At 59.5% G+C, this 25186-nt stretch carries 22 protein-coding genes; 17 read left to right on the top strand and 5 right to left on the bottom strand.

Translation table 11 applies throughout. The features are described from left to right. Window positions 1-13 precede the first annotated feature (13 nt). From NH395_RS16010 to NH395_RS15960, 11 genes are all read left to right on the top strand, one after another. Window positions 14-1720 carry a methyl-accepting chemotaxis protein gene (locus NH395_RS16010; protein WP_199284420.1) on the top strand — a complete coding sequence of 569 codons (1707 nt, stop codon included), beginning with the start codon at window positions 14-16 and terminating at the stop codon, window positions 1718-1720. Window positions 1721-1747: 27 nt separating this feature from the next. Next, the gene (cheY, locus tag NH395_RS16005) at window positions 1748-2137 is read left to right on the top strand and encodes a chemotaxis response regulator CheY (protein ID WP_085917569.1); all 390 of its coding nucleotides are present in this window, start codon (window positions 1748-1750) and stop codon (window positions 2135-2137) included. A 42-nt stretch (window positions 2138-2179) separates the two neighbouring features. After that, window positions 2180-2875 (top strand): protein phosphatase CheZ, encoded by a 696-nt coding sequence (cheZ, locus tag NH395_RS16000; protein ID WP_085917570.1) that lies wholly within the window; start codon window positions 2180-2182, stop codon window positions 2873-2875. Between the two features lie 105 nt (window positions 2876-2980). Further along, on the top strand, window positions 2981-4147 hold the full coding sequence (gene flhB, locus NH395_RS15995; RefSeq protein WP_253026283.1) for a flagellar biosynthesis protein FlhB: 1167 nt from the start codon (window positions 2981-2983) through the stop codon (window positions 4145-4147). After that, window positions 4144-6225: a flagellar biosynthesis protein FlhA gene (gene flhA, locus NH395_RS15990; RefSeq protein WP_085917572.1), complete on the top strand. Its 2082-nt coding sequence runs from the start codon at window positions 4144-4146 to the stop codon at window positions 6223-6225. Before flhB ends, flhA begins: the two co-directional genes overlap by 4 nt. A gap of 39 nt (window positions 6226-6264) precedes the next feature. Continuing rightward, window positions 6265-8436: a flagellar biosynthesis protein FlhF gene (flhF, locus tag NH395_RS15985; RefSeq protein WP_253026281.1), complete on the top strand. Its 2172-nt coding sequence runs from the start codon at window positions 6265-6267 to the stop codon at window positions 8434-8436. Then, window positions 8433-8990, top strand: coding sequence for a hypothetical protein (locus NH395_RS15980; protein ID WP_085917574.1), 558 nt, complete (start codon window positions 8433-8435; stop codon window positions 8988-8990). The genes flhF and NH395_RS15980 overlap by 4 nt, the downstream gene beginning before the upstream one ends. Before the next feature lie 65 nt (window positions 8991-9055). Then, window positions 9056-9463, top strand: coding sequence for a flagellar protein FlhE (locus NH395_RS15975; RefSeq protein ID WP_085917575.1), 408 nt, complete (start codon window positions 9056-9058; stop codon window positions 9461-9463). 30 nt (window positions 9464-9493) lie between these two features. Next, the gene (locus tag NH395_RS15970; protein WP_085917576.1) at window positions 9494-10195 is read left to right on the top strand and encodes an RNA polymerase sigma factor FliA; all 702 of its coding nucleotides are present in this window, start codon (window positions 9494-9496) and stop codon (window positions 10193-10195) included. Between the two features lie 95 nt (window positions 10196-10290). Further along, window positions 10291-11109, top strand: a complete 819-nt coding sequence (locus NH395_RS15965) for a MotA/TolQ/ExbB proton channel family protein (RefSeq protein WP_253026279.1) — start codon at window positions 10291-10293, stop codon at window positions 11107-11109. Window positions 11110-11114: 5 nt separating this feature from the next. Further along, window positions 11115-11795, top strand: coding sequence for an OmpA family protein (locus tag NH395_RS15960; protein WP_253026277.1), 681 nt, complete (start codon window positions 11115-11117; stop codon window positions 11793-11795). Window positions 11796-11801: 6 nt separating this feature from the next. Here the strand turns inward: NH395_RS15960 and NH395_RS15955 are convergent, their stop codons facing one another. Beyond that, the gene (locus NH395_RS15955) at window positions 11802-12377 is read right to left on the bottom strand and encodes a hypothetical protein (protein ID WP_253026329.1); all 576 of its coding nucleotides are present in this window, start codon (window positions 12375-12377) and stop codon (window positions 11802-11804) included. Window positions 12378-12571: 194 nt separating this feature from the next. Here NH395_RS15955 and NH395_RS15950 point away from each other — a divergent pair, with 194 nt between their 5' ends. Together NH395_RS15950 and NH395_RS15945 are read left to right on the top strand one after the other, a co-directional pair. Then, a complete protein-coding gene (locus NH395_RS15950; protein WP_066318988.1) occupies window positions 12572-14683 on the top strand; it encodes an adenosylcobalamin-dependent ribonucleoside-diphosphate reductase in 2112 nt (703 codons plus the stop codon). A gap of 58 nt (window positions 14684-14741) precedes the next feature. Continuing rightward, the gene (locus NH395_RS15945) at window positions 14742-15524 is read left to right on the top strand and encodes a ribonucleoside-diphosphate reductase (protein ID WP_253026275.1); all 783 of its coding nucleotides are present in this window, start codon (window positions 14742-14744) and stop codon (window positions 15522-15524) included. Between the two features lie 81 nt (window positions 15525-15605). Here the strand turns inward: NH395_RS15945 and NH395_RS15940 are convergent, their stop codons facing one another. Both NH395_RS15940 and uvrA read right to left on the bottom strand, forming a co-directional pair. Further along, complete coding sequence (locus NH395_RS15940) at window positions 15606-16349, bottom strand: Crp/Fnr family transcriptional regulator (RefSeq protein ID WP_066318992.1); 744 nt, start codon at window positions 16347-16349, stop codon at window positions 15606-15608. Between the two features lie 150 nt (window positions 16350-16499). Beyond that, window positions 16500-19343 (bottom strand): excinuclease ABC subunit UvrA, encoded by a 2844-nt coding sequence (gene uvrA / locus NH395_RS15935; RefSeq protein WP_066318993.1) that lies wholly within the window; start codon window positions 19341-19343, stop codon window positions 16500-16502. Window positions 19344-19539: 196 nt separating this feature from the next. Between uvrA and NH395_RS15930 the strand changes: the two genes are divergently transcribed. From NH395_RS15930 to NH395_RS15915, 4 genes are all read left to right on the top strand, one after another. Beyond that, the gene (locus tag NH395_RS15930) at window positions 19540-20919 is read left to right on the top strand and encodes an MFS transporter (protein WP_253026273.1); all 1380 of its coding nucleotides are present in this window, start codon (window positions 19540-19542) and stop codon (window positions 20917-20919) included. A 71-nt stretch (window positions 20920-20990) separates the two neighbouring features. Next, entirely contained in the window at window positions 20991-21557 is a 567-nt protein-coding gene (gene ssb / locus NH395_RS15925) for a single-stranded DNA-binding protein (RefSeq protein ID WP_092827317.1), read from the top strand. A gap of 44 nt (window positions 21558-21601) precedes the next feature. Continuing rightward, complete coding sequence (locus NH395_RS15920; protein WP_253026271.1) at window positions 21602-22492, top strand: sugar nucleotide-binding protein; 891 nt, start codon at window positions 21602-21604, stop codon at window positions 22490-22492. Further along, complete coding sequence (locus NH395_RS15915; RefSeq protein WP_253026269.1) at window positions 22489-23217, top strand: lysophospholipid acyltransferase family protein; 729 nt, start codon at window positions 22489-22491, stop codon at window positions 23215-23217. The genes NH395_RS15920 and NH395_RS15915 overlap by 4 nt, the downstream gene beginning before the upstream one ends. 105 nt (window positions 23218-23322) lie before the next feature. Here NH395_RS15915 and fabB read toward each other — a convergent pair whose 3' ends face one another. Both fabB and fabA read right to left on the bottom strand, forming a co-directional pair. After that, window positions 23323-24540: a beta-ketoacyl-ACP synthase I gene (gene fabB, locus NH395_RS15910; RefSeq protein WP_253026267.1), complete on the bottom strand. Its 1218-nt coding sequence runs from the start codon at window positions 24538-24540 to the stop codon at window positions 23323-23325. 12 nt (window positions 24541-24552) lie between these two features. Next, on the bottom strand, window positions 24553-25068 hold the full coding sequence (gene fabA / locus NH395_RS15905; RefSeq protein WP_066319005.1) for a 3-hydroxyacyl-[acyl-carrier-protein] dehydratase FabA: 516 nt from the start codon (window positions 25066-25068) through the stop codon (window positions 24553-24555). Between the last annotated feature and the right edge of the window lie 118 nt (window positions 25069-25186).

Raw genomic sequence — 25186 nt, 5'->3', positions numbered from 1 at the left:
GTAAGGGAACCCAATGAACCGAGCATTACGCAATTTAAGTGTTAACGTCGCGGTGATCGTGGCGCTGTTGTTATTCTTGCTGGCCATTGTCAGCAATGTGTTAATGAGTCGACTTGCCGAACAGGCTATGGACGATACATTAACCACGCTTGAGCGGATAAATGTGGAGCAACTGAATGAACTAAACCGCGCCGATGCGCTGTGGAGCGGCGCCTTGGTTGAACTGGAGGTGGCCTCCAACCAATTTCTGCTGGGACGCAACCGCGAAGCGACGGCTCGCCTGGAAGCCGCCGAGGACCAACTGAGTCGGGCTGAAGCACGTTTTAACAACTTTGCTTCCGTACCGCGTACAGACGTCGGAGATGCGCTGGGTAGCGAGATCGAAACGGTTTTTGAAGCGGTGTTTGATCTGACGTACCAGCAGATAGAAGCGCTGGACCAGATGGATACAACCGGCTTCAATGCGATTCGTGATGAGTTGGCCCCAACAGCAGAGCGTCAGGAAGAATTGTTGACTGAATTCGTGCGCTATGCTGGCGAGCGAGGCGATGCCCTCCAGCGGGAGCTGGACGACATTAACCAGTTCTACAGTTTTATTGAGTGGATCATCTTTGCTGTAACGCTTCTTCTGTTGTTCTTGATTTATGCAGGCTTGCGCAGCGTGGTGATTCGGCCTCTCAAAGAAGCTGTGCAGATGCTCGATACCATTGCCGATGCAGATCTCACCACAGCGATCCCCAGCGGCGGCAAAAACGAAATTGGCCAGCTTTATACCGCGATGCAGCGGATGCAGGGCAGCCTCAACGATATCGTCGCGCGGGTGCGTGATGGCAGCCGTGAAATTCACCACGGTACCCGCGAAATTGCCAGCGGCAATGCCGACCTTTCATCGCGTACCGAGCAGCAGGCGGCCTCTATCGAAGAGACTGCCTCCAGCATGGAAGAGATGACGGCGACGGTGAAGCAGAATGCCGACAATGCACGCCAGGCAAGCACGCTGGCAGCGGATGCATCGTCCACGGCTGAGCGTGGCGGCGACGTGGTGCAGCAGGTGGTGACCACCATGCACGGTATTTCCAGCAGTTCGCAAAAAGTCTCGGATATTACCAGCGTGATCGACTCGATCGCCTTTCAAACCAATATCCTGGCCCTCAATGCGTCGGTTGAAGCAGCCCGTGCCGGTGAGCAAGGCCGAGGCTTTGCTGTCGTAGCCGGGGAAGTGCGCAACCTCGCCAGCCGAAGTGCTGATGCCGCCAAGGAGATCAAAGCGCTGATTGATGACTCGGTGACTCAGATCCAGCAAGGCTCTACCCTCGTTGAACAGGCAGGCACAACCATGTCCGATGTAGTGACGTCTGTACGCCGTGTCACCGACATCATGGATGAAATCTCAGCTGCGTCCCAGGAGCAGAGCGACGGCATCGAACAAGTCAGTCAAGCGGTCGGCCAGATGGACCAGGTGACCCAGCAGAATGCCTCCTTGGTGCAACAGGCCACCGCCGCCGCGTCGTCATTGGAAGAGCAGGCCAACCGCCTTGAAGAAGCGGTGGCGGTATTTAAACTGGTGGGCATGCAGGTGGCTCATCAGCAGCCGTCACGTCAGGCAAGTGCAGGCTCAGTGCCTAAAGCGGTGGCCGCGCCAGCCGCCAAAACACCATCGACTCCGCCTAGCCGTTCAGTGCCATCAACCAGCGGACACGACGACTGGGAAGAATTTTAACCAGCCCCAACTGATAGAGGATGACCCATGGCAGATAAGAACATGAGCTTTTTGGTGGTGGATGACTTCCCCACGATGCGCCGTATTGTACGCAGCTTGTTGAAAGAACTCGGTTTTACCAACGTAGAAGAGGCAGAGGATGGGCAGGATGCCTTGAACAAGCTACGTGCAGGCAATTTTGAGTTTGTGGTCTCTGATTGGAACATGCCCAATCTGGATGGCCTGGAGATGCTCAAGGAAATCCGTCAGGATGACGCCCTCAAAGAGTTGCCGGTGTTAATGGTGACGGCGGAAGCCAAGAAAGAAAACATCATTGCGGCGGCTCAGGCGGGCGCCAACGGCTATGTTGTGAAGCCGTTTACAGCCGCGACGCTGGAAGAAAAGCTCAATAAGATCTTTGACAAATTGGGTAAGTAACGCGGCAAGGCCTGCGGGCCGGGATTACGAGGAGAGAGCACCATGAGCCAGAATGAGCAGTCCGGTTCTACCCAACTGTCCGAAGAGGCCGCCGAAGATCTTATTCATCGCGTTGGCAAACTGACCCGCATGTTGAGGGAAAACATGCGTGAGCTGGGGCTGGATAAGGAAATCGAGCGAGCGGCTGAAGCGATACCCGATGCACGCGACCGTTTGCATTACGTCGCCACCATGACCGAGCAGGCGGCAGATCGCTCGCTGAATGCGATTGACCGGGCCCAACCGCTTCAGGATCAGCTTAGCGATCAGGCTGAGGCGTTGGATAAGCGTTGGGCAGAGTGGTTTGAAGCGCCAAAGGAGTTGGACGAAGCCAAAGCGCTGGTCAAAGATACGCGTGGCTATCTGGGGAGCGTGCCGGATATGGCGGCGGCGACCAATAAAGAGTTGATGGAAATCATGATGGCACAGGATTTCCAGGACCTTACCGGTCAGGTCATCAAGAAGATGATGGACGTCATTCGCGAGATTGAACATCAGCTGGTTCAGGTGCTCATTGACAACGTTCCGGAGGCCCAGGCACGAGAAACGATGCAACGCAAGGCCGAAGATCAGTGGAAAAACGAGAATGCACGGCGTAACGAAGAGCTTTTGAATGGGCCTCAAGTGAAGGACAATGCACCTGATATCGTGACCGGGCAAGATCAGGTCGACGATCTATTGGACGAATTGGGCTTCTAGCGCACGGTTTGAACCCTTGCTCGGGTTACACGACGTTTCGCTCAGCCGTCCTTAGGGGCGGCTTTTCGTGTTTAGCCGCGATACATTACCTGGCCGGATGACCGCATGGCAGAAGACGACAGCGACCAGGAAAAGACCGAAGAGGCCACGCCCCGACGGCTGGAAAAGGCGCGTGAAGAAGGGCAGGTGCCCCGCTCGCGGGAGCTGACCACCTTTCTGGTGCTCTTGGGCGGGGTGATTGGCCTCTGGACCATGGGACAAATGCTCTACAATCAGCTTGGCATGGTGATGGAGCAGGCTTTTCTATTCGAGCGCCGCCACGCCATGGAAGGTATGCCGATGGTGACCCATGCCATCGATCTCGGCAGGCGCACTCTGTTTGCAATGATGCCGCTGTTTTTACTGCTGACATTGATCGCGCTGGTGTCACCTGCGCTGCTGGGCGGTTTTTTGATTTCAGGAAAGTCGATGCAGCCGAAACTGTCCAAGCTGAATCCGCTATCCGGGATGAAGCGCATCTTCGCTACCCAAGCATTGATCGAGCTGGCCAAGGCGATTGCCAAGACACTGCTGGTCGGTAGCGTAGGTGCGGCATTTTTATACCTTAATATGGGCAAGTTCATGTCACTGATGAACCAGCCTATTCAGCAAGCGTTGGCCAGCGCCTTGACCATGGCGGCCCAGGCAGCGGGATTGATGATCCTGGCGTTGATCGTGGTGATTTTGATTGATGTGCCCTTCCAGCTGTGGAGTAATGCCAAGAAATTGCGCATGAGCCAGGAAGAAGTCAAGCGCGAGCACAAGGAATCAGAAGGCGACCCTCAGGTGAAGGCCCGGATTCGCCAGCAGCAGCAGGCCATGGCGCGCGGCCGTATGATGAGCAAGGTGCCGGAGGCGGACGTCATCATTACCAACCCGACCCACTACGCAGTGGCGCTGTCGTATCAAGAGGGGCAGATGGGGGCGCCACGCCTGGTGGCTAAAGGCACTGATGCGGTGGCCGAACGCATCCGTGAAATTGCCAATGAAGCGGAAGTGCCACGGTTAGAAGCAGCACCGCTGGCGCGGGCGCTGTATCATCACGTCGATCTGGACGCCGAAATACCGGCGAATCTATATACGGCCGTGGCCGAGGTCATGGCCTGGGCATATCGCTTGAAAAATGTAGCGCAACAAGGAGGCGAAGTGCCGCCTACCCCCGATAATCTGCCGGTGCCCCCGGAAATGGAAACCCCCGGGCGTGGCGCCGGTGGCGATGAGGCCCAAACATGAAAGGCTTTACCCAACTAATGAGTCGGCGTGACTGGGTGAGCGACGTAAAAGTCCAGTTGCTCGCCGGGCCACTGCTGATCCTGATGATTCTGGGCATGATGATCGTGCCCATGCCGCCGTTTGCGCTGGATTTGCTGTTTACCTTCAATATCGCCATGGCCGTCATGGTGCTGATGGTCAGCATGTTCGCCCAAAAACCCCTCGACTTTGCCGCCTTCCCCGCCGTGCTGCTGTTTACGACGCTGCTGCGTTTGTCGTTGAACGTGGCGTCAACCCGCGTGGTGCTGATGGAAGGGCACCAGGGCGGTGCCGCTGCCGGCAAGGTGATCGAGGCTTTTGGGGCGTTTCTGGTCGGTGGTAATTTTGCCGTGGGTTTGGTGGTCTTTTTGATTCTGGTGATCATCAACTTCATGGTTATCACCAAAGGTGCAGGGCGTATCGCCGAAGTGGGTGCTCGCTTCACGCTGGACGCCATGCCTGGCAAGCAGATGGCAATCGATGCTGACCTCAATGCAGGGCTGATTGGCGAGGAAGACGCCAAGAACCGGCGTGCGGAAATCGCCCAGGAAGCCGACTTTTACGGGTCGATGGATGGTGCCAGCAAGTTCGTACGTGGCGATGCCGTCGCGGGCCTGGTGATCATGGTCGTTAACATCATTGGCGGCCTGATGATTGGCATGCTGCAGCACGATATGAGCTTCGGCGATGCCGGTCGCAGCTATATGTTGCTGGCCATCGGGGATGGCCTGGTGGCGCAAATTCCCGCCCTGGTTATTTCGACGGCCGCCGGTGTGACGGTATCGCGGGTCAATACCGACCAGGATGTTGGTCAGCAGATGATCAGCCAGTTGTTCATCAACCCCCAGGTGATGATCCTGGCAGCGATGGTCATGGGCCTGCTAGGTATTGTGCCGGGCATGCCCAACATGGTTTTCCTGCTGTTTACCCTGCTGCTTGCCGGGCTGGCCTGGTTCATCATGCGCCGCCAGGAGCAGGCGCTGGTCAAGGAGGAAATCTCCGCCGCACCACCGCCGACCCAGGAGGCGCCTGAGGCCAGCTGGGAAGATGTCCAACTGGTCGATACGCTCGGCCTGGAAGTCGGTCATCGTCTGATTCCACTAGTCGATTCACGACAAAAAGGCGAGTTGTTGGCGCGGATTAAAAGCGTTCGTAAAAAGTTTGCCCAGGAGGTCGGCTTTCTGCCGCCGGTAGTGCATATACGCGACAACCTGGAGCTGTCGCCAAACGCTTATGTGCTGTCAATGAAAGGCGCCGAAATTGGCCGTGCCGAGGCCTATCCGGGCAAGTGGCTGGCGATTAACCCGGGTCAGGTGTCCGGGGAACTGCAAGGCACGCCAACCGAAGATCCTGCCTTTGGCTTGCCCGCGGTGTGGATTGAGTCCAGCCAGCGAGAGCATGCCCAGGTCTACGGCTACACGGTCGTCGACGCCAGCACAGTGATCGCGACGCATCTCAATCACCTATTGCACCGCCACTCGCCGGAAATGCTCGGCCGCCAGGAAGTTCAGAAACTGCTGGACAAGCTGGGCAGCGAGCAGAAGTCGCTGGTGGAAGAAGTCGTACCCAAGGCCATTTCGCTCACGGTGCTGCAGCGTATCCTGCAGAACCTGCTGGATGAAGACGTGTCGATTCGCGACATGCGCACCATCCTTGATACCCTGGCTGAGTACGCCAGCCAGCAGCAGGACGCCAACGAGCTGACGGCTCTGGTTCGTGTGGCCCTGGGCCGGGCGATTACCCAGCAGTGGTTTGCCGGTCAGGATACCTTGAACGTGATGGGGCTGGATGCTCAGCTAGAGCAGGTGCTGGTGCAGGCGATGAACGGCAACGGGGCGATGGAGCCGGGGCTTGCCGAAACGCTAATGACCCAGGCCCAGCAGGCACTGGAGCGCCACGAAAGCAGTGGCGAGCCGCCGGTACTGGTGGTTCAGCATTCCCTGCGTGCGGTGTTGTCGCGGTTCTTGCGCCGTCGCTTGCGCCATATGGCCGTCCTGTCCCAGGCTGAGATACCCGATGACCGCACGCTGCGGGTAACCACTGTGGTAGGGGGCCGCTGATGCCAGCGTCACTATTTGACTCACGGCCAGGGGTAATACATGAGTGTTAGACGTTTCGTGGGCGCCAACAGTCGCGATGTGATGCGCCAGGTGCGTGAAGCGCTGGGTGACGACGCGTTGATTGTCGCGAACCGGCGCACTGAGGGCGGCGTTGAAATTCTCGCCATGGCCGACGAAGCCGTTGATCATTTCGAGCCTTCGCCCCCTCCCGCCAACGAGCCACCGGCTGCGCCGAAGGATCCGCTGGAGTCGATGAGTGAGCGCTTACTGCGCGAAATGCAGGATATGCGCTCGCTGCTTGCTTCCCAACACACCGACCGTAGCACAACACCCACTGCCTCGACCGCCAGCGGGACAGAGCGTTGGCGACAGCTGCTTTGCGGTGTTGGTTTCAGCCGCGAGCTTGCCGACGACATCCTGATGGACCTGCCGGGCTTCCTGTCGGCGCAAAGTGCGGACAGCGAGCAGGCACTGCCTTGGTTGCGTGAGCGCCTGATGGCACGACTGGCCGTGCTCCAGGATGAGCCCGAATTTTTCGATCAAACGGGCATTGTCGCCCTGGTTGGGCCCACCGGGGTTGGCAAGACGACCACTACCGCCAAGCTCGCGGCTCGCTTTGTCATGCGCCATGGGACCCGTCCCGTCGCCCTGGTGACCACCGACAGCTTCCGTATCGGCGCTCATGAGCAACTGCGCATCTACGCGCGCCTGCTGGATATCCCGATGTACGCGCTGGATGCGGAGCAACCCATCGACGACCTGCTGAATCGTCTGCAGGGCAAACAGTGGGTCATCATCGATACCGTGGGCATGAGCCAGCGCGACCAGCGGGTCATCGAGCAGATCGCTCACTTGCAGGGTGGTCGCTCCAACGTCAGGTTGGTACTGCTGCTGAATGCCGCCAGCCAACCGGAAACGTTGGAAGAAGTGGTGATGCGCTATCGCCAGGCTGCCCGTGCGGCAGGTGCTGAACTGGATGACTGCATCATCACCAAGCAGGACGAAGCGGGACGTTTGGCCCCTATCCTGGATATTGTCATGCGCCATGGCATGCGCGTGCTGTTTGGTTCCTATGGTCAGCAGGTCCCCGAAGATATGGCGGTGGCGGACCCGGCTACCCTGGTCGATCAGGCGCTGAATACCGACGCGGCCGGGTCAGGCAGTGGATCTCCATCCGCCGCACCGCTCAGCATGCCCCGCTGGTCACGGGATGTGCTGGGCCAGGGGCGCCGTCTGTCGTCGCTGTTTGCGCGTCTGCGCGAGCGCATGGTGGGCTTTGAGCGTCTCGAAGGCGTCTGGGATATCGCTAACCTGCCCAGCGTGTTGCAGGATCAGCGTCTGGACGAGCTTCTGGAAGGGTACCCACCGCCCCAACACATGCTGGGCATGGCCTGGTCGCCCCGCCGCAATGAACGCGGCTGCGATTGGGCGATGCCGGATATAGGACTGGATGCCGAGGGCGCCTGGATGGCGCTACCCTGGCTTCAGCACCGCCAGCCCGCTGGCTGGCAACCGCGCATGACCACCTTTAGCGAGCGCGATGGCGTCGCCGTGCACCTGCTGCCGTCATTACCCGATAGCGAGGCGTTGACCTGGTTAGAGCGCCAATACCTGACCTGGGTCAGCTTGGCACCCCCGGCACTCAGGGTAAACTTGCACGGTGAACGCTATGCGCTGCGCCAGCTGTTTGCCGAGAGTACGCTCAATCACCGCGTCAATGTGCGCTTCCGTGGCCAGCCGATGGCGCTGTGGACGGCCTATGCCGAAGTTACCGACAAAGAGGGGCGGGCGCTGCTGGCGTGGTATGGCGAAGTCCGTGACCCCGAAAGCGCCAAAGTGGTCACCCGCCGTTACTGGCTCACCCCCGCGCGATTGGGCAATGAGGTGCTGAGCCTGCTGGTGACCCAACTGCAGAGTGAAAGCCTTGCGGCGCTGACACGGCGTGCCTGGCAGCAGCTCAAAGACGCCGATAGTGGCGACGTAAGCCCTGAAGTGCGCCTGTTGATGGCCAGTGGCATTGCCGCCATTGCCGGGCACCTTGATTGCGCCGAGGACGAGGCCGCCGGTGCATTGCACGGTGATGTGCTGAACCTGCTAAGCAGCCGTCGCCGTCGGCGGGATACGGCATTGCTGGATGCGCTGGTATACGCCTTTATGGCCCGTGATGCGATCCGCCAACTGGGCGGTGTTAATCGTGAGGGCCTAGCATGAGCGCACAAGACCAAGCTTCTGGGCTGCGCAAGTGGGCGGATCTGCAGCGTCAGCAGCGGGGCGATGAAGCGCCTCCCGAGGCAACGGAATCATCCGGGCCGATGGCCTACCGCTCACCCGTGGTGCCCAGCGCGGCGGCCATGGAGCCGCCTGTCACACCGCCTAAGCCTAAAACGCCGTTAATGGTCACCGGGCTATCAGGTGATGGGCCGGTAGAGGTGCGCAAGGTCAGCGCGCGCCTGGGCCAGTGGGCCGCGCTAGGGCGAGCCTGGGCCGGGGATCCGGCCGACTGGGATATTCGGATCGTGATGCCGGATGAGCCAGAACTGGCGACGCTCAGTCAGCAACATCGTCGCTGGGCGTTGTGGGTCAGCAGCGATGCCGATGCATTTGGGCGTATGTACCAGCTATTGAAACAGCTGCGGCAGCATAACGGCCCGCAACGCTTGTTGGCACTGCACGAGCCTCACCTGCCCAGGCAAGGCCTATTGGCCAACCTGCAGCAAGCGGCCGGCCACTATCTTGACACTGAATTGCTATTGCTGGCCCGCTAATGGCAGCTAACGCCGGTAAAGCGTCTAATAATCGGGGTTAATCCGCTCATGAGAAGGAACGATGCATGCTAGGCTATTGGCGTCATGCGATTAGCATTTTGGTACTAGCCTTGGGACTCGGTTCGTTTGCTCAGGGAGCGTCCAGCAGCTGGGTGACACATGTGCCGGGGCTCATGGTGACCATGAGCGACCGCGCCAGTCGCAGTGAACCGGTTCGTCCTCCAGCGGGCGCTACCACGCCAGCGGCGGTCATCGAGCGAGTCCAGTGGCAGTACCAACACGCGCCCGGGGCAGCGCTACAGGCATGGTTATGCCACCCCGAGCGCTGTGTGTCATTATCGGGCATGCGTGGGGAGACCCGTGCTTTATCAGGCATAAGTGCGACAACGCCCCTGCATTTTCAATTTGCGCTAAACCCAGGGCAGCGTCCCGTTAGCGTTAAAGGGTTGCAGATGATAGTGAATTACCAGTGAGCACAGGTGGTTTAGCCGCGAGGCAATAGGATGTACACAGCACAAGGCAGGATCAAACAAAGTGAGCTGATGACGGAGTATATGCCACTGGTGAGACGTCAGGCCTTGACGCTTCAGGTCAGGTTGCCGGCCAGCATAGAGCTGGATGACTTAATCCAGGCAGGCATGATGGGGCTACTGGAAGCTCTGGGACGTTTCGATGCCACTCAGGGGGCCACCTTTGCGACGTTTGCCAGTCAGCGCATACGCGGGGCGATGGTGGACGAATTGCGTACCCGTGATTGGCTGCCTCGCAGCGTCCGTCGTTCGGCGCGGGCCGTTGATGAAACCGTCAGGCGTTTGGAGCAGTCGCTTGGGCGTCCCCCCGAAGAAACGGAAATCGCTGACGCCATGGAGATGCCGCTGGGCGACTATCAGCAGCTATTGCACGATACCAATAGCGGGCAGTTGCTGCCCTTTGAAGAGCTGGTGGCGGATGGCAGCGAACCGCATAATCGCGAAACCGTGAGTTCGCCGTTTGACCACTTGCTCGATGCCCAGCAGCGGGAAACCCTGGTGGCGGCCATTGAGGCCCTGCCCGAGCGTGAAAAGTTGCTCATGGCGCTGTATTACCAGGAAGAGCTCAACCTGAAAGAAGTGGGCGCTGTTCTCGGCGTCACGGAGTCACGCGTTTCCCAGTTGCATAGTCAGGCAGTCAGCCGTCTGCGCGCCAAGTTAAACGACTCGGTTTAGGGTCTTTTGACGTCACTGCCAGGGCAACGGCGATTGGCTGACGTTTTAGCGCTCGGTGCTGATAAGCCCCGTTATATTGCTTTAAGGAGCACGACATGAACCCATCGACGCTGATCGGTATTTTCGCCAGCATCCTGTTGCTGGTAAGCGTCCTGTTTTTCACCGCCGAATCGCCGGATAGCTTCCTCAACCTGCCCGGGCTCGCCATCGTGGTCACGGGCACACTTGCCGCTACCTTTATCAGCTATCCCCTCAAGGAAGTGCTGCGGGTGGTGCGTCTGGTCGGGCTGGTCTTCCGGCGCGAAAACACCTACGTGCGTGATGATATCAACGAGTTGGTGGCCATGTCCCGGCTGTGGTTCAAGGGCGATGTCCGCGCTGTTGAACGAGAGCTCGAAAACACCCGTAATCCGTTTTTGCGGACCGGCATTCAACTGGTGATCGCCAACACCAAAGAAGACGAAATCTTCGATATGTTGCGCTGGCGTATTGCGCGGCTGAAGGCGCGTGAGCATGCGGAAGCCCAGATATTCCGCACCATGGCCACTTATGCGCCCGCTTTCGGCATGATTGGCACCCTGGTGGGGCTGGTCAACATGCTGGAAGTCATGGACTCTGGCAATCTCGATGTGATCGGCCCGCGCATGGCGGTGGCCTTGCTGACCACCTTCTACGGTATCCTGCTGGCCAATCTGGTGTTCAAGCCTATTGCGGTGAAGCTCGAGCGGCGCACCGAGGAGCGCTTGATCACCATGAACATGGTGCTGGAGGGGATCTCCCTGATTACCAAGCGGCGGCTACCTTCCTTTATAGAAGAAACGCTCAACTCCTTCGTCGCCAACTACCACGACGAAATCCGCGAGCCGGAGGTCAAAAAGCCGCGCGCCTCGAATAGCGCCCCCGCCAAGGGGTAGTCGGGATGCTAGACCGGGATACCCGCCATACATTGGAAGCGCCACTGCCCAAGGACAGTGGCGACGATGGCTGGATGACCAGCTATCTGGATGTATTGACGCTGTTGCTGACCTTGTTTGTCTTGCTGCTCTCGCTGGCGCCACCCGGCGGTAACGACGCTGGCTCGCAAGCCAGCGTCGATGAAGCGTCCCCCGGCGCGATCGCCGACCTGCCTCTGGCATCACTGGCGACCGGTATCGAGCCCCGTCACAGCGGCCTGCAGCCGCGCTTTGACGGTATCAGCATTCCGGGAGTGGACGTCTCCCAGGGGCAGGAAGGGGTGACGCTGCGCATCAACGACAACCTGTTGTTCGACAGCGGCCGGGCGCAACTCACCGGGCAGGGCCGTGACCTCGTCGACAGTCTTGTCGAAGTGCTCAGCGCCTTTGATGGGCAGGTGTCCGTCGAAGGCCATACCGATAATGTGCCCATCTCGACCTCTCGCTTTCCTTCCAACTGGGAGCTATCGTCGGCACGGGCGATCGCCGTGGTCCGCCATCTGGATAGCCAGGGGCTCGAGGTTGATCGCATGCGCGCCGTTGGCTATGCCGATACCCAGCCCATAGCCAGTAATGCCACGGCGCAGGGGCGGGCGGCCAACCGTCGCGTCGAGCTGGTGCTCAGGCAGCCGCCAACCCAGGATTAACCCCCGCTAAAACGCATCCCGGCATAGGCGCTGCATCCTTGCCAGCGCCTCTCCCGCGCCCTCCAGGCTGAATATCATGTACCAGGGGTCTTCATCCCCCTGGTCAAAGCCCAGAAAGACCTGCTCGCCGACGCTCATGTCGGCGATCAATTGATCGATATCGTTGAGATAAAAGTGGGCATAAAAGCCGTTATTGCCCCGCTCGGTGATAAATTCGGCGACGCTGTGAATGCGCTCGCGTTCATCGACGCGTAGCCGCGCAGGCACCTGATTAACCGCTCGGCTTTCGCCCTGAGCGGCTTCCAGTTCGACACGCATCTCCAGCCAGGGTAAGTCGCACACGCCCTGGGTGGCATTGACGCTCAAGGTGGCATCCGAGTAGCTGTGCGCTTCCACGGCACGAAAATGACGCTCGTTACCGAGGGTCAATGCCATCGACTGCCAATGGTCGTGGGTTTGGTCGTCTTCGACGTTAAACGACACGGCATGCGCCGATGGCAGCGATAACACCAACGCAGCGCCAAGCGCAGGGTAAGCAAGTGCGGAATGAAAACGCGATATCAACGGCATGAACAGGCCCATCATCTGGAAAACCCTTAGCCTATCGTCTGATGCACGGTGACAAAAGACTAAGGCGCTGATTTTTCTATATATGGTAGAAAAAATATGAAAAAGCAGCCGATATAGTGCAAAGTCAAGACTATACTTCACCCGGTTGCCTCGTATAATCGCTTTGACCAAGCGCTATTTTCAACGCCGCTAAGGAGTTTCGCGACATGAGTACTGCTACCCAGGCTATGAACACCTCTAACGATGTCCCGCTTCAGGAACCGTCGCGGGAAATTTGGGATGCCAAATATCGTCTTAAGGATCGCCATAGCCAGCCGGTGGATCAGGACCTGGGCGCGACCTTCGAGCGGGTGGCGAAAGCCTTGGCGGATGTAGAAGGTGACAAGGCGCAAGAGTGGCTGCCGAAGTTCCGCTGGGCGTTGGAAAATGGCGCGGTGCCTGCCGGGCGGATTCTCTCCAACGCAGGGGCTGACGCCTATAAGCCCGCGGTGAGCCTGATTAACTGCACGGTGTCGCGCACCATTCGCGATTCGATGCGCGATATCCTGGACTCCGTGGTAGACGCCGGAATGACCCTCAAGTCCGGCGCCGGTATCGGCTACGACTTTTCCACGTTGCGCCATAAAGGGGCCTTTGTGTTCGGCGCGGGCGCAGGCACCAATGGCCCGCTGGCGTTCATGGATATCTACGACAAGATGTGTTTCACCGTGGCCTCTGCCGGTGGCCGTCGCGGCGCGCAGATGGGCACCTTCGATGTCGGCCATCCGGACGTGCGTGAGTTTATCCAGGCCAAGCGCGAAGCCGGGCGCCTGCGTCAGTTCAACCTTAGCCTGCTGATTACCGACGAGTTCATGGAGGCCGTCAAGCATAACGCCGACTGGCCGCTGGCTTTCCCGCTCCACCCCGGCGAGAAAGACGACGTCAGCGACGAGGACATCATCTATCGCGACTGGCCGGTGGTCGAGGAAGGCTATACGGTCGACGATGAAGGCCGCGTGGCCTGCCGGATTGTCGAGGTGATCAAGGCGCGGGAGCTGTGGGACACCATCATGGCCTCGACCTACGATTACGCCGAGCCCGGGTTCATTTTGATTGATCAGGTGAACCGCATGAACAACAACTGGTTCTGCGAAGATATCCGCGCCACCAATCCCTGCGGTGAGCAGCCGCTGCCGCCGGAAGGCGCTTGCCTGCTGGGCTCGGTCAACCTGACCCAGTTCGTCATTGAGCCGTTCAGCGACCAGCCGCGCTTTGACTGGGACCGCTACCGTAAAGTAGTGGCGATCTTCACCCGCATGCTGGATAACGTGGTCGAGATTGCCGGCTTGCCGCTGCCCCAGCAGCAGCGCGAAATCGAAGCCAAGCGCCGCCATGGCATGGGGTTTCTGGGCCTGGGCTCGACGCTGACCATGCTCAAGATTCCTTACGGCTCCCAGGCGTCGCTGGCCTTTACCGAAGAAGTCAGCCGTCACCTGGCCATTGAAGGCTGGAAGCAGGCGTTGGAGCTGTCCCAGGAAAAAGGCATGGCCCCGGTGCTCGCCGAAGAGCACGTGATCACGCCGAAGATGATGCGCGAGCGTCCCCAGCTGGCCAAGGACGGCTATGAGGTGGGCGACAAGGTGCCCGGGCGTATTCTTCATGCCCGTTACAGCCAGTACATGAACAAGGTGGCCGAGCTTGAACCCGAGCTCGTGGCGCAACTTGCCGAACACGGCGCACGCTTTACCCACCACAGTTCCATCGCGCCGACCGGCACGATTTCGCTGTCCATGGGCAACAACGCGTCCAACGGCATCGAGCCGTCGTTCTCGCACCGTTATTTCCGCAATATCATCCAGTCGGGCAAGAAGACCAAGGAGCAGGTCGAGGTCGTGTCCTTCGAACTGGCAGCCTATCGCCACTTTATTGCCGCTGATGCGGTGGACAGCGACCTGCCTGACTACTTCATCACCGCCGATGCGGTGACGCCCGAGCAGCACGTGGCGGTTCAGGCGGCGGCCCAGCAATGGATCGACTCGGCGATTTCCAAGACGGTCAATGTGCCTACCGAGTTTGCGTTCGAGAAGTTCCAGGACCTTTATTTGCAAGCCTACGAAAGCCGTCTCAAGGGCTGCACGACCTTCCGCTTCAATCCGGAAGCCTTCCAGGGCGTTCTGGTGCGCGAAGACGACCTGAAAAACACCACCTATGTGTTTGAGCTGGAGAACGGTGAAACCCTCGAACTGACCGGCGATGAAAAAGTGATCTACGACGGTGAAGAGCACAACGCCGCCAACCTGTTTGATGGTCTGAAAGAAGGCACCTACGGCAAATGGTGATGCCGGGCCACGCCCCATCACGCACAACCCTGCAACCCTTTGCCAAGTGGAGAACGTTATGACTGTTGAAATCACCTCGAAAATCGTCGGTTACCGTATCAAGCAGCAGGCGCCTGAAGCGCCAAGCCCGACCCTGCCCGAGGAAGACCCGCTGACGGTGCGCATTCCGTCGCGTCCGGAAGGCACACTGGAAGCCGTCTCGGAAAAGATTTCCTATGTCGGCGCCGAAGGCCGCAAAAAGGTTTATCTACTGGTGTCCTTCATGCCGGTGGAAGGCGTGGTCGGCGGCAAGCGCGTGGTCATCGAGCGCCCGGTGGAGTTTTTCTTCCCTTCCGGACAGCTTTCCAGCGAACACCAGTGGATTACGGCGACCATGCGTAGCCTGTCACTGGCGGCCCGCGGCGGTTACGTCACCCAGGCAGTGGCCGACTTGCGCAAAGTGGCCTGGGACAAGGGCCTGGTGCGTTGTGGCATGAACCGCTGGAACAAACCCATGTTCCATGATTCCGAAGTGGCCGCCATTGCCTGGTCGATCCAGCAGATTCTGTACCGTCGCGGCTTTCTGGATCAGGACGGCAACCAGGTGCCGGTGGAAAGCCTGGTGGAGCGCTACGCGCATCGCATGCAGCACGGCCACGCCTGGCAGCCCCCCGCCGACGACATGCCCGCTGAGGCAGAAAACGGCGCGGTCGAGCCCATCGGGCAAGATGCCGCCACCTCTAATGCCCCGAGCAACGGCCCGGCGGTCGTCGGCCACTGCCCTGAATGCCGCGGAGAGCTGATCATGATGGATGGCTGCCCCACCTGCTACGCAGGGTGCGGCTGGTCGAAGTGCGGCTAATGTAAGTCATCGCCGTACGGAAAAGGGCGCGCGCTTATACGGCTCGCGCCCTTTTCCATTGATGTATTGGCGGGGGGCGTGCTAGCCAGCAGCGTCAAACAGCGGCCGCACGTTATCGGTCAGGTAGGCGTCGTCAAACTCGCCTTCCACGGAGAGGGCGTCCAGGTCCGGAATGGTGACGTTATGACGGTCGCGGAAAACCAGGCCGTCCTCGCTTAGCGCGCTGAATGTCCGGCTGACGTGAACCGGGCTTAGACCCAGAATATCGGCCAACTGCTCCTGGGAAAGCGGCAGGCGGAACTGGCCGCTGATATCGTCATTGGTCTGACGAAGACGTAAATACATTTCATGAAGAAAATGGGCCATTTTCTGGCGGGCGCTGCGCCGGGCAATGTTCACTAGCCGTTCGGTGAGCAGCGCCTGCTGACGGCTGCCGATGGCAAACATGATCGAGGTCAGCGGCAGCGACTGGCGAAATAGTTCGAGCATGCGGCGATGGGGGAAGTGGCAGATAACCCCATCGTTGATCATGCGCACGTTCTCGAGACGCTGGTTAAAAGCAAACTCACGCAGGCCGATGATATCGCCGGGCAAAAAGACTTCGAGTATCTGGCGGTCGCCGTTTTCCAGGTGGCGATACGAGTAAGCCCAGCCGCTTTTCAGCGTACAGAACTCATTGGCCGGGTCGCCTATCTCCCAGAGTAGTGTGCCTGCTTTAATATCGGTGGGGCTATCCTCCAGCGAGATGAGCAGTTGTCTTTCGTCTTCATCAAGCGAGCAGTAGTGGCTGAAATGCTTAATGATGCAGCTTTTTTCCTGGCCCACGATTAACCACCCCTGAACGATGTTCGCTTAAAATCAATGACTCAACCAATCGCTACTATAAACGACGCCGATAAAAAATGCTTAACGCCATGTATTACATGAGTTTCGCAGCGTGGCGGCGACTCACGCAAGTCCCGCCATGATGGATCATCAGGCAGACGCGCGTTGTTGCCGCGCCAGTAACGGTGCCAGGAAGCGTCCGGTATGCGATGTCGCCTGTTTGGCGACCTGCTCAGGTGTGCCTTCAGCGATGATCCGACCGCCCCCGGAGCCGCCTTCGGGACCCAGGTCGATAATCCAGTCAGCGGTCTTGATCACATCCAGGTTGTGCTCGATCACCACGATGGTGTTGCCGTGATCGCGCAGGCGGTGGAGCACCGTCAGTAGCTGGCGAATATCTTCAAAGTGCAAACCGGTGGTTGGCTCATCCAGGATATACAGCGTCTTGCCGGTATCGCGCTTGGCCAGTTCCCGGGCGAGCTTGATCCGCTGGGCTTCGCCGCCCGACAGCGTGGTGGCACTTTGCCCCAGGCGAATATAGGACAGGCCCACGTCGAGCAGGGTTTGCAGGCGGCGGGCAATGGCCGGTACCGGGCTGAAGAACTCCAGGGCATCTTCCACCGTCATGGCCAGCACTTCGTGGATGGTCTTGCCCTTGTAATGGATATCCAGGGTTTCACGGTTATAGCGCTTGCCCTTGCACACGTCGCAGGGCACATAGATATCCGGCAGAAAGTGCATCTCGACCTTGATCATGCCCTCGCCCTGACAGGCTTCGCAGCGCCCGCCCTTGACGTTGAAGCTGAACCGGCCGGGCTTGTAGCCCCGCGAGCGGGCTTCCTGGGTGCCCGCGAACAGTTCGCGGATGGGCGTGAAAATGCCGGTATAGGTGGCCGGGTTGGAACGCGGTGTGCGGCCAATCGGGCTTTGGTCGATATCAATCACTTTATCCAGCTGATCGAGCCCTTCGATTTTTTGATAAGGCGCGGGGGTGAGCGAGGTCGCGCGATTCAACTCCCGGGCGGCGATGGGCATCAGGGTGCCGTTGATCAACGTCGATTTACCCGAGCCGGACACACCCGTAATGGCGACAAACAGCCCCAGCGGCAGCGAGAGCGACACGTCCTGAAGGTTATTGCCGGTGGCGCCGCGGACGATGAGCTGCTTTTCCGGATTGCCGGGAATGCGGTAGGGCGGCACGGCGATTTCCCGCGTGCCGGAAAGGTACTGGCCGGTCAGCGACTCGGGATTGTCCATGACGTCTTGCGGGGTGCCCTGGGCGACAATTTCGCCGCCGTGGACGCCAGCCCCGGGCCCGATATCCAGCACGTGGTCGGCGGCGCGAATGGCATCTTCATCGTGCTCGACCACGATCACGGTGTTGCCCAGGTCGCGCAGCCGCTCCAGGGTTTTCAGCAGCCGGTCGTTGTCGCGCTGATGCAGCCCGATGGAAGGTTCGTCGAGAATGTACATGACGCCGACCAGGCCAGCGCCAATCTGGCTGGCCAGGCGAATGCGCTGGGCCTCGCCGCCGGAGAGGGTGTCGGCGCTGCGTTCCAGGTTGAGGTAGTCGAGCCCGACGTTGACCAGAAACTCCAGCCGCGCATGAATTTCATGGACGATCTTGTCGGCGATCTCGCCCTTGCGTCCCGGCAGCCGCAAGTCGGCAAAGTAGCGCCATGCGTCGCCAATGGGCAGATGCACCATATCGGCAATGTTGCGGTCGTCGACGTAGACGTGGCGCGATTCCTTGCGCAGCCGCGAGCCGCTACAGGTCGCGCAGGGCTGTACCGCGATATACTTGGCCAGGTCATCGCGGACCATGTTGGATTCGGTTTCCCGGTAGCGGCGCTGCATATTGGGCAGCACGCCTTCGAACGTATGTTCGCGGGTCACCTTGCGGCCGCGATCGCCCACATAGACAAACGGGATGGTTTCATCGCCGCTTCCGTTGAGGATAATGTCCTGCTCGTGGCGAGCCAGCTCATTCCAGGGCGTTTCCAGTTCAAAACGATAGTGTTTGGCCAACGCCTGAAGCTGGGTGAAATAGTAGATATTGCGCCGGTCCCAGCCCTTGATCACGCCTTCGGCAAGCGACAGCTCCGGGTGGCTGATCAGCTTGGCCGGGTCGAAATACTGCTGGACGCCCAGCCCGTCGCAGGTGGGGCAGGCACCCGCCGGGTTGTTGAACGAGAACATGCGCGGCTCGAGCTCCGCCAGCGAATAGCCGCAGACCGGACAGGCAAAGCGCGACGAGAAGGCGATATCCTCATGGCCACCGTCCATGAAGTGGATCATGGCGGTGCCGTCGGCCAGGTTCAGCGCGGTTTCAAAGGACTCGGCCAGGCGTTGGGCGAGATCATCACGCACCTTGAAACGATCGACGACCACGCTGATATCGTGCTTTTTGCGCTTGTCCAGCGGGGCAATGTCGTCGAGCTCCAGCACCTGTCCGTCGATCAGCGCACGCACAAACCCCTGAGCGCGCAACTCTGCCAGCAGCTGCAAATGCTCGCCTTTACGGCCTTTGACCACCGGAGCCAGCAGCATCAGCTTGGTGCCTTCGGCAAGGTTCATGACCTGATCGACCATCTGCGAAATCGTCTGGGCTTCCAGGTCTTCACCGTGCTCGGGGCAGCGTGGGGTGCCCGCGCGGGCAAACAGCAGGCGCAGGTAGTCGTAAATCTCGGTAATCGTGCCCACGGTCGAGCGCGGGTTGTGCGAGGTAGACTTCTGCTCGATGGAAATGGCCGGTGAGAGCCCCTCGATGTGATCCACATCGGGCTTCTCCATCATCGACAGGAACTGACGCGCATAGGTGGAGAGCGACTCCACATAGCGGCGCTGCCCCTCGGCATAGAGGGTATCGAACGCTAATGAGGACTTGCCTGACCCGGAAAGGCCGGTAATCACGATCAACTTATTGCGGGGCAGTTCCACATCGATCTGCTTGAGGTTGTGGGTGCGTGCACCCCTGACCAGAATGCTGTCCATCAACACCTCGAATCGCGCGGCAAAAGCGTGATTATACGTTTCTCCGGGCCCTCCCGGCAAAGCGGTTTCGCTCGGCAACGGTGTGATGACGTTTCGCTGAATCACCCAACGCGCTAGAATGGGCGGCTATCCAAGCCCCGGTGGGCATTGACTTACCATCGACGGCCATCATCCCAAGGACCATTCCAAGGGTTTTATGCGCAAGGTGTCTGCACTGTTACTGGCCTCTGAACGCCGTGCCATCAGCGGCCTGGCGGGGTTGTACGCGTCTCGTATGTTGGGGCTTTTCATGGTCCTGCCCGTGCTGGCGCTGTATGCCGACGGTCTGGCAGGCTCGACGCCGCTGCTGGTGGGTGTGGCGTTGGGGATCTATGGACTGACCCAGGCGCTTCTGCAAATCCCCTTCGGTTTATGGTCTGACCGGGTTGGTCGCAAACGCGTGATTGCCTTTGGGCTGGTACTGTTTGCGCTGGGCAGCGTGGTGGCAGCGCTTGCTGATTCCATCGGCGCCATGATTGTCGGCCGTGCCCTGCAGGGCAGTGGGGCGGTGGCCGCGGCCATCATGGCGCTGCTGGCGGATCAGACCCGCGAGCAGGTGCGTACCGCGGCGATGGCAACGATTGGCTTGTCGATTGGCGTGGCATTTGCTCTGGCCATGGTGATTGGGCCCTGGCTGGCGGCGTGGGCAGGGCTTGCCGGTGTGTTCTGGCTGACGGTACTGCTGACGCTGTTGGGCCTGATCGTTTTGTGGCGCTGGGTGCCGCCCGCGCCGCGCCGTGTCCAGCACCGCGATGTGGGCATGGACCGTCGGCAGTTGAGGAGCGTGCTGTCACGCCCGGAGCTCTGGCGGCTCGACGTGTCGATTTTTGCGCTGCACTTCGTGCTGATGGCGATTTTTGTGGCCGTACCGTTTCGCTTGCTTGAGGCGGGAATCAGCGCGGCGCATCATGGCCTGGCCTATCTGGCGATCATGGGATTTTCGTTTGTCGCCATGCTGCCGCTGATGATCGTGGCCGAGAAGCGCCAGCGCATGACACGCATCTGCCTGTTGGCGATTGGCGCCATTACGGTCAGCCTGGCGGGTTTGGGGCTTCCGGTCTCTGAGGGCTATTGGTTATTTCCATGGCTGTTTATTTTCTTTACCGGCTTTAACCTGTTGGAAGCCACCCTTCCGTCGATGCTCAGCAAGCTGGCACCGGCCGGGGCGAAGGGGACTGCCATGGGCGTCTATTCCACCAGCCAGTTCCTGGGGGCATTTCTAGGCGGCACCCTGGGTGGCGTGCTGGCAAGTGTCGGGGGGTTGGACGCGGTATTCCTCGGCTGCGCACTGCTGGCGCTATTGTGGTGGGGCGCGATGCTGAATATGCCATCACCACCGCCGTTGAGCAGTGAGGTGGTGGCACTGGGCGACACCGAAGGCGATACTATGGACGTGCTGCTTGAGCATCTGGCAGGCGTGGCAGGCGTCGAGGATGTCATGGTCGTGCCCGAAGAGCGGCTAGCGTATTTGAAGGTCAATCGGCAGCAGCTTGATCAAGCAGCGCTTGCTAAGCTGGTAACACCCCCGAAATCATAAAAGGGGTGGGGTAATAGTGCGTCGCTGGGACGCTGTCGACGTTTATCGATATCAATTGAAAGGAGCGCCTTATGGCTCGCGGCATTAACAAGGTTATCTTGATCGGCAACCTCGGACAGGATCCTGAGGTACGATTCACGCCCTCCGGCACGGCGGTTGCCAACCTTAACCTGGCCACCACCGATACCTGGATGGACCGCCAGAGTGGTCAGCGCCAGGAGCGCACCGAGTGGCACCGGGTGGTGATGTTCAACAAAACCGCCGAAATTGCCCAGCAATACCTCAAGAAAGGCTCCAAGGTTTACATCGAAGGACGTTTGCAAACCCGCAAATGGCAGGACCAGAATGGCCAGGACCGCTACAGCACTGAAATCGTTGCCAACGATATGCAGATGCTTGATTCCCGCGGCGGGGATTACCAGGGCGGCGGCGCGGCACCAAACAACTACGCACAAGGTGGGCAGGGTGGCCAACCTCAGCCCCCTCAGGGTGACCAATACGGCGGACAAGGCGCTGCCCAGCCGCAGCGAGCGCCGCAGCAAAACCAGCCCGCACCGCCGCAAGGCCAGCAAAACAACCAATATGGCGCGCCAGACCCCGGTAATTTCGATGACTTTGACGACGAGATTCCGTTCTAAGTGACGCTCAATGACGCGAGTGAAGGTAAGGGAGACAGGCCGTCTTGAAGCTTTTGATACTCGATGCGGGCCACTGCCTGAGTCTGGCGCTGGCACGCGAAACCAGTCGCCGTTCAGATACTGAACTGGTGATTGAACAAGCGACGCAGGTGAATGCCGAGCGTCTGCGGGAGGTGTCACCGGATGCAGTGATTGTGCCGCCATTGGCGCACCCCCTGAACATGGCCCCCGCCGCCGTTATGGAACACGCCGACGCCGTTGAGGTCTGCCTCGAGGCCTGCCGCACCGAAGACGTGGCGCTCGTCTGGTGTGTGTCTGATCAGCTTTACGAAGACGGCTTCGACGTCGCCATCGATGAGCATGTCGTTCCGGCACCCCGTGATGAAAGCCTGCGCCGTCTGGTGCAAACCGGCAATCGTATCCGGGCCGATTATGCGCGCCATCTGATTGTTCGCCTGGGGCCGCTGTTCGCCCTTGAGGGCAGCCATGCGTGGCTCAACGAGCTGTTGGACAGCCTGGTCATGGGTGACAGCGTGCGGGCGGCGGAAGACGTCATCTTTTGCCCTACCTCGGCGGATGCCGTGGCCCTTGCGCTGATCGGTATGCTCCAGCAGCAGTCCTGCGGTGCGGATGCCTGGGGCGCCTATCATCTGGCGGGGACCGAGCCGGTGAGCGCCTTTACCTTTACCTCCATGGTGAGGACGCAACTATTGACCCACCTTGAAGGTCGTGGCGAGCAAGTGACGTTAGGTGACGTCAAGGCATTGAAGCATCACCATGATGCCAAGTTGCGGCGCGTGCTGAATTGTCGCCGGGTGCTCAATGTGTTTGGTGTCCATCAAAAGCCGTGGCGTTTGGAGGTCGGGCGCATGCTCGATGCCTGGTGTTTAACGCGTGATCCGAAGGGTGTCGACGGCACAGGAGCGTCGTCTTGAAGCAAGTGGTTCGCAGCGTGGTATTTTACGCAGGGTATTTTGCTGCCCTATTGGTGATTGGCGTGCTGTTCCTGCCGATCGCACCTTTTTTACCCCTGGCTGGGCGTTATCGCCTGCTCAATCTATATAATTATTTTCTGATGTTCTGGTTTCGCATTGCCTGCGGCGTGCGCTACGACATTCAGGGGGCGCATCACCTGCCGGACGGGCCCTGCGTGATTCAGGCAAACCACCAAAGCGAGTGGGAAACGGTTTTTCTGCAGGTGATGAAGCCGCCGGTATGTACCGTATTGAAACGTGAGCTGCTGCGCCTGCCCATCTTTGGCTGGGGCTTGCGTTTGCTGCACCCGATCAGCCTGGACCGCTCCAAACCGGCGCGGGCCATCAAGCAGGTGCTGGGCCAGGGCGTTGAACGGCTGAATACAGGGCTTTCGGTGCTGATTTTCCCTGAAGGCACCCGGGTCGAGCCCGGGGAGCGCAGGCGTTACAACAAAAGCGGTAGTGTGGTTGCCTGTCGCGCAGGGGTGCCGGTATTACCCGTGGCCCATAATGCGGGGGAGCGGTGGCCGGGGCGCCATTGGGTTAAACGCCCGGGCGTGCTGCGGGTACGTATTGGCGAACCGATCGAAACGGCAGGACGGACCTCGGATGAGGTGCTGGCTGATGTCGAGGCGTGGATAGAGGCCCAACTGGTTGAGATCTCGGATGTCCCGAGACCGCAATAACGCCCTTATATTGGCTGAGTATAAAATGCCTGAGTATAAAAAACGCCCCCTGCGGATTCCGCTGGGGGCGTTTTCGTGGTGCTTACCGCCGATTATCCCGCAAGGTTATTCGGCGTAGCGCTGGAACACCAGGCAGGCATTGGTGCCGCCAAAGCCGAAGCTGTTGGACAGCACCCGGTCGATTGCCACGTCATCGCGGCGCTCGGTAACGATATCGAAGCCGTCGGCCTGCTCGTCGAGCTGTTCCACATTGGCCGAGGCGGCCACGAAACGGTGCTGCATCATGAGCAACGAGTAGACCGCCTCCTGTACCCCGGTAGCGCCCAGCGAGTGGCCGGTCAGCGATTTGGTCGAGCTCATCGCCGGTGTTGAATTGCCAAATACCTCGCGGACCGCTTTGAGCTCGGCTACATCGCCCACCGGCGTTGATGTGCCGTGGGTGTTGATGTAATCAATATCACCCTCAACGGTTGCCATGGCCTGGCGCATACAGCGAGTCGCCCCTTCGCCGGAAGGTGCCACCATGTCGTAGCCGTCGGACGTGGCGCCATAGCCTACCAGCTCGCCATAAATCTTGGCGCCGCGGGCCTTGGCATGTTCCAGTTCTTCGAGCACGAGCATGCCGCCGCCGCCAGCGATCACAAAGCCGTCACGGGCCTGGTCATAAGGGCGCGATGCCTTGTCGGGCGACGCGTTATAGTGGGTGGAAAGAGCCCCCATGGCGTCGAACAGGCAGGACAGCGTCCAGTGTTCCTCTTCGCCCCCGCCAGCAAAGACCACGTCCTGCTTGCCGAGCTGAATCTGCTCCATCGCACTGCCGATACAGTGTGCCGAGGTAGCGCAGGCCGACGAGATGGAATAGTTCACACCCTTGATCTTGAACGGCGTTGCCAGGCACGCCGAGACGGTACTGCCCATGGTGCGGGTAACGCGGTAGGGGCCTACGCGACGCAGTCCCTTTTCGCGCAGCACATCTGCGGCTTCCACCTGGTTGGCGCTCGAGGCGCCGCCAGAGCCCGCAATCAGGCCAGTTCGCTCGTTGGATACCTGATCGTCGGCAAGCCCCGCGTCTTCGATGGCTTGCGCCATGGAAATATACGCGTAAGCCGCTGCATCGCCCATGAACCGCAGCAGTTTGCGGTCAATGAGCGACTCGAGGTCAATATCAACGCTGCCTGCTACCTGGCTGCGAAAGCCACGTTCAGCATAGTCTTCTTTGAAGCGAATGCCGCTACGGCCACTTCTAAGCGCCTCAAGGACCTGTTGTTGGTCATTGCCCAGGCACGACACAATGCCAAGGCCGGTGACTACCACTCGTCGCATGGGAGCCTCCTGTTAAAAATTCGCAGTGGAGGTGAATAGGCCAACGCGCAAATCATTAGCCTGATAGATATCACGACCGTCTACCGAGACGGTGCCGTCGGCCATGCCCAGAATCAGCCGACGAGTAATAATGCGTTTCATGTTGATACGATAAGTTACTTTTTGCGCGTCGGGAAGTATCTGGCCGCTGAACTTCACTTCACCGCAGCCGAGTGCGCGGCCGCGGCCAGGGTGGCCTAGCCATCCCAGGTAGAAGCCAACCAGCTGCCACATGGCATCAAGCCCCAGGCAGCCTGGCATGACCGGGTCACCAGGGAAATGGCAATCGAAAAACCATAGGTCGGGTGTGATATCCAATTCGGCAATCAATTCGCCTTTATTGTACTCGCCGCCTGCTTCGTGAATGTGCGTGATGCGGTCAAGCATCAGCATGTTGGGGGCTGGCAGTTGGGCATTACCCGGGCCAAAAAGTTCGCCGCGGGAGCAGGCCAGCAGTTCATCGCGATCAAAGGAGTGTTGCTTGGTCACTGAATCTTTCCAAGTATCAGGGTAAAAGGTTGAGCCTAGTCTACTTCCCGAAACCGCTGAATGCACGTAACGGGCTTATTATTGGCGTGCCCTACAGATTTTTTATGGGCGGCCGAAA

It is taken from the genome of Halomonas sp. Mc5H-6, assembly GCF_024124705.1.
Taxonomy (GTDB): Bacteria; Pseudomonadota; Gammaproteobacteria; order Pseudomonadales; family Halomonadaceae; genus Vreelandella; species Vreelandella subterranea.
Note: the sequence above shows the minus strand (reverse complement) of the source record. Positions and strands in the feature narration are given on the sequence as shown.

Bases quoted from the DNA above. Each gene is read 5' to 3' on its own strand.
- NH395_RS15945 (WP_253026275.1), top strand. From the start codon at position 14,742: ATGACTGTTGAAATCACCTCGAAAATCGTCGGTTACCGTATCAAGCAG.
- flhF (WP_253026281.1), top strand. From the start codon at position 6,265: ATGAGTGTTAGACGTTTCGTGGGCGCCAACAGTCGCGATGTGATGCGC.
- NH395_RS15970 (WP_085917576.1), top strand. From the start codon at position 9,494: ATGTACACAGCACAAGGCAGGATCAAACAAAGTGAGCTGATGACGGAG.
- NH395_RS15965 (WP_253026279.1), top strand. From the start codon at position 10,291: ATGAACCCATCGACGCTGATCGGTATTTTCGCCAGCATCCTGTTGCTG.
- NH395_RS15980 (WP_085917574.1), top strand. From the start codon at position 8,433: ATGAGCGCACAAGACCAAGCTTCTGGGCTGCGCAAGTGGGCGGATCTG.
- NH395_RS15930 (WP_253026273.1), top strand. From the start codon at position 19,540: ATGCGCAAGGTGTCTGCACTGTTACTGGCCTCTGAACGCCGTGCCATC.
- NH395_RS15960 (WP_253026277.1), top strand. From the start codon at position 11,115: ATGCTAGACCGGGATACCCGCCATACATTGGAAGCGCCACTGCCCAAG.
- flhB (WP_253026283.1), top strand. From the start codon at position 2,981: ATGGCAGAAGACGACAGCGACCAGGAAAAGACCGAAGAGGCCACGCCC.
- NH395_RS15955 (WP_253026329.1), bottom strand. From the start codon at position 12,377: ATGGGCCTGTTCATGCCGTTGATATCGCGTTTTCATTCCGCACTTGCT.
- cheZ (WP_085917570.1), top strand. From the start codon at position 2,180: ATGAGCCAGAATGAGCAGTCCGGTTCTACCCAACTGTCCGAAGAGGCC.
- NH395_RS16010 (WP_199284420.1), top strand. From the start codon at position 14: ATGAACCGAGCATTACGCAATTTAAGTGTTAACGTCGCGGTGATCGTG.
- NH395_RS15950 (WP_066318988.1), top strand. From the start codon at position 12,572: ATGAGTACTGCTACCCAGGCTATGAACACCTCTAACGATGTCCCGCTT.
- NH395_RS15975 (WP_085917575.1), top strand. From the start codon at position 9,056: ATGCTAGGCTATTGGCGTCATGCGATTAGCATTTTGGTACTAGCCTTG.
- flhA (WP_085917572.1), top strand. From the start codon at position 4,144: ATGAAAGGCTTTACCCAACTAATGAGTCGGCGTGACTGGGTGAGCGAC.
- uvrA (WP_066318993.1), bottom strand. From the start codon at position 19,343: ATGGACAGCATTCTGGTCAGGGGTGCACGCACCCACAACCTCAAGCAG.
- cheY (WP_085917569.1), top strand. From the start codon at position 1,748: ATGGCAGATAAGAACATGAGCTTTTTGGTGGTGGATGACTTCCCCACG.
- fabB (WP_253026267.1), bottom strand. From the start codon at position 24,540: ATGCGACGAGTGGTAGTCACCGGCCTTGGCATTGTGTCGTGCCTGGGC.
- ssb (WP_092827317.1), top strand. From the start codon at position 20,991: ATGGCTCGCGGCATTAACAAGGTTATCTTGATCGGCAACCTCGGACAG.